Genomic DNA, 3,284 nt, shown 5'->3' with positions numbered 1-3,284 from the left:
CGTCTGCCTCGAGGACGGCAAGAAGCTGAAGATGCTGAAGCGGCATCTCCAGGCCGCCTACAACATGAGCCCGGACGAGTACCGGGAGCGCTGGGGCCTGCCGGCCGACTATCCGATGGTCGCGCCGAACTACGCCAAGCAGCGCAGCTCGCTGGCCAAGAGCATCGGCCTCGGCACCCGCCGCGCGCCGGAGCCGGCGCCCGCGCCGGTACCGGCCGCGAAGTCGGGCCGGGGCCGCAAGGCGGCCGTCAAGTAAACCGCAAAGCCGGGCCGGCGGGGAACCGCCGGCCGGCTGCGGCGCTTTCTTCCGGCAGGAGACACCGTCGCGGAGGCGGCCGATGGCAGCCCGCAGCTTCTGGTCCGGCTATCTCAAGCTCAGCCTGGTGACCTGCCCGGTGGAGATGACGCCGGCCGTCACCCAGGCCGAGCGCGTGCGCTTCCACACGCTGAACCAGGCCACCGGCAACCGCGTGGTCAGCCAGTATGTCGACAGCGTCTCCGGCAAGCCGGTGGCGGATGACGACCAGCTGCGCGGCTATCCGGTCGGTGAGGACGACTACGTCACCCTGACCGATGACGAGTTCTCCGCCGTCGCGCTCGAGACCACGCGCACCATCGACATCGAGACCTTTGTCCCCCGCGCCGAGGTCGGGCTGGTCTGGCGCGACCGGCCGCATTTCCTGGCGCCGAGCGAGCCGGTCGGCGAGGAGGCGTTCAGCGTGATCCGCGAGGCGATGGCCGCGACGAAGATGGTCGGGCTGTCGAAGCTGGTGCTGTACCGGCGCGAGCGGCCGATCATGGTCGAGCCGCGCGGCAAGGGCATGGTGGTCTGGACCCTGCGCGAGGCCGACGAGGTGCGGGACGAGAAGCAGGTCTTCGGCGGCATCAAGCCGGCCGCGCCGCCGAAGGACGCGATGGCCCTGGCGCTGTCGGTGATCAAGGAGCGGACGGTGGAGTGGAGCGAGGACCTGCTGGCCGACCGGGTCCAGGCCTCGCTGAAGAAGATCATCGCCCGCAAGAAGAAGGGCCGGAAGGTCGAGGCGCCGAAGCCCGAGGCGAAGGAGGAGGGCGGCAAGGTGATCGACCTGATGGCCGCCCTGCGCAAGAGCCTGGAATCGGACAAGCGCAAGCGCTGACGGGCGCGGGGGCGCCGGAAGGTCTCGGTTCGAGATCTTGGGAACAGGCACGGGCCTCTCGCAAGCGGGACCGTTTCAAAAGAAACGGCATCCAACCCTTTTTCGTCATTCCCGCGAAAGCGGGAATCTCTGTCCGGTCGAAGCGTGACGAGATCCCCGCTTTCACAGAGATGACGAGGTTTTGTGGATAGGCCAGCGGGAGCGGCGCGCAGCCCGCTCCCCCCAACCCCCTCCCGCGAGGGGAGGGGGAGTGTGGAAGGTTGGGCAGGCCGGGTGATGTTCCGAACACCGTCATCGAATCAGTGAACTTGCACAATTGCGAGGAGGCGAAGCCGACGAAGCGATCCAGGGGCTGGAGCGCACCGGCCCTGGATTGCTTCGCTGCGCTCGCAATGACGATGTTTGGAAACCAGGGACTGGATGCGCGCAGGCTGGAAACGCGATAGGTGAGCTTCAGCTCGCCTTGCGCCGGGTCCCTCGGGCGGCCGGCGCGGTCTTGCCCTTGGCTGCCGAGGTCTTGGACTTCGCCGAAGACTTTCCGGATTTGGCCGACGATCTGCGGCTGGATTTTCCCGCAACCCCGGCGCTCTCGCGCAGCGCGGCCATTAGGTCGATGACCTGGCCGCGCTTCGGTGCCGCCGGCGGCTTGATGGTCTCGCCGCGCTGCTTGGCCCGGATCAGCTCCATCAGCGCCGTCTCGTATCGGTCCTCGAATTTCGTCGGATCGAACCGGCCCTTCTTCTGGCCGATGATGTGCTTGGCTAGGTCCAGCATTTCGCCGGTGATCTTCATGGCCGGGATGTCGTCGAAGGCCTGGGCCTCGTCCCGCATCTCATACTCGAAGTGCAGCAGGTTGGCCAGGAAGCCCGGTCCTTCCGGGCACAGCATCACCACCCGGTCGCGCCGGAACAGCACGGTGCGGCCGATCCCGACCGTGCCTGCCTTCTCGCAGGCCGCCCGGATCACCGCGAAGGCTTCGGTCCCCACCGAATCCGTCGGGGCCAGGTAATAGGGCCGCTCGATAGCGACGCGGTCGACCTCGTCGCGCGGCACGAAGCTCTCGATCTCGATGGTCTTGGTGCTGTCGGGGATCGCGGCCTCGATCTCCTCCTCGGTCAGCACGACATAGCGGTCGGTGTCGACCTCGTAGCCCTTCACCTGCTGGTCGCGCTCCACCGGCTTGCCGGTCTCGGCATCGACGAACAGGCGCCGCAGCCGGTGGCCGGTGCGCCGGTTGACCATGTTGAAGTGGATCTCGTCGCCCTCGCCTACGGCGGTGTACAGCGCCACCGGGCAGGACAGGAAGCCCAGCTTCAAGGTGCCTTTCCAGGTCGCGCGCGACGCCATCTCGTCCTCGGCAGCGGGTCGGTCCCGAAAGGAACGGGCGGCCGCCCCGCCGGGTTCCTGAATCGCACGCGATCGGAGGTCGTCCGTCAATGCCGCTGGTCCCGACCTGGCCCGACATCCTGCTGCGCCTCGCGCTCGCCACCCTGGCCGGCGCGATCATCGGCTGGAACCGCGGCGCCCATGGCCGCCCGGCCGGGATGCGCACGCATCTGCTGGTCTGCCTCGCCGCCGCCTTCTCCATGGTGCTGGCCAACCAGCTGCTCGCCACCGCCGGCAAGGCGGGCAATTCCTTCGTTCAGATGGATGTGATGCGCCTGCCGCTGGGCATCCTGTCCGGCATCGGCTTCATCGGCGGCGGCGCCATCCTGCATCGCGGCAACCTGGTGCTGGGCGTCACCACGGCGGCGACGCTGTGGTTCGTCACGGTGATGGGCCTGTGCTTCGGCGCCGGGGAGCTGATCCTGGGCGGCGTCGCCTTCGCCATCGGCCTGGCCGTGCTGTCTGGCCTGAAATGGCTGGAGGACCGCGTCAAGCAGCAGCGCAAGGCGCGGCTGAGCCTGACCGTGGAGCAGGACCGGCTGGTCCCGCGCGACGTCGAAGCGGCGCTGGAGCAGGCGGGCTTCCATGTCGTTGCCAGCTCGATCACCGTCCAGCCCGCGGCCGGGCTCCGGACCCTGCGCTACGACGTGTTCTGGCGCGGCTACCTGGCCGACAACGGGCTGCCGCCGGCGGTCGAGAGGCTGCTGGCCATGCCCGGGGTGCAGGAGGGCGACTGGGCGCCGCGCTAGCCTGATGCGGGCA

4 protein-coding genes are annotated in these 3,284 nt (G+C 68.7%); 3 read left to right on the top strand and 1 reads right to left on the bottom strand.

Features of this window, described 5'->3' with window-relative positions; genetic code table 11:
* Both ABDW35_RS34490 and ABDW35_RS34485 read left to right on the top strand, forming a co-directional pair.
* Positions 1-256, top strand: a 256-nt coding sequence (locus tag ABDW35_RS34490) for a MucR family transcriptional regulator (protein WP_343718362.1), incomplete at its 5' end; no start/stop codon positions are given.
* A gap of 82 nt (positions 257-338) precedes the next feature.
* The gene (locus ABDW35_RS34485; RefSeq protein ID WP_343718361.1) at positions 339-1,136 is read left to right on the top strand and encodes a Ku protein; all 798 of its coding nucleotides are present in this window, start codon (positions 339-341) and stop codon (positions 1,134-1,136) included.
* A gap of 453 nt (positions 1,137-1,589) precedes the next feature.
* Here ABDW35_RS34485 and ABDW35_RS34480 read toward each other — a convergent pair whose 3' ends face one another.
* Positions 1,590-2,483, bottom strand: a complete 894-nt coding sequence (locus tag ABDW35_RS34480) for a Ku protein (RefSeq protein ID WP_343718360.1) — start codon at positions 2,481-2,483, stop codon at positions 1,590-1,592.
* 89 nt (positions 2,484-2,572) lie between these two features.
* Here ABDW35_RS34480 and ABDW35_RS34475 point away from each other — a divergent pair, with 89 nt between their 5' ends.
* On the top strand, positions 2,573-3,271 hold the full coding sequence (locus ABDW35_RS34475) for an MgtC/SapB family protein (RefSeq protein ID WP_343718359.1): 699 nt from the start codon (positions 2,573-2,575) through the stop codon (positions 3,269-3,271).
* Positions 3,272-3,284: the final 13 nt, after the last annotated feature.

The organism is Inquilinus sp., assembly GCF_039594555.1.
GTDB lineage: Bacteria > Pseudomonadota > Alphaproteobacteria > DSM-16000 > Inquilinaceae > Inquilinus.
The sequence above is the reverse complement of the archived record's forward strand: the minus strand, read 5'-3'. Positions and strand labels throughout refer to the sequence as shown.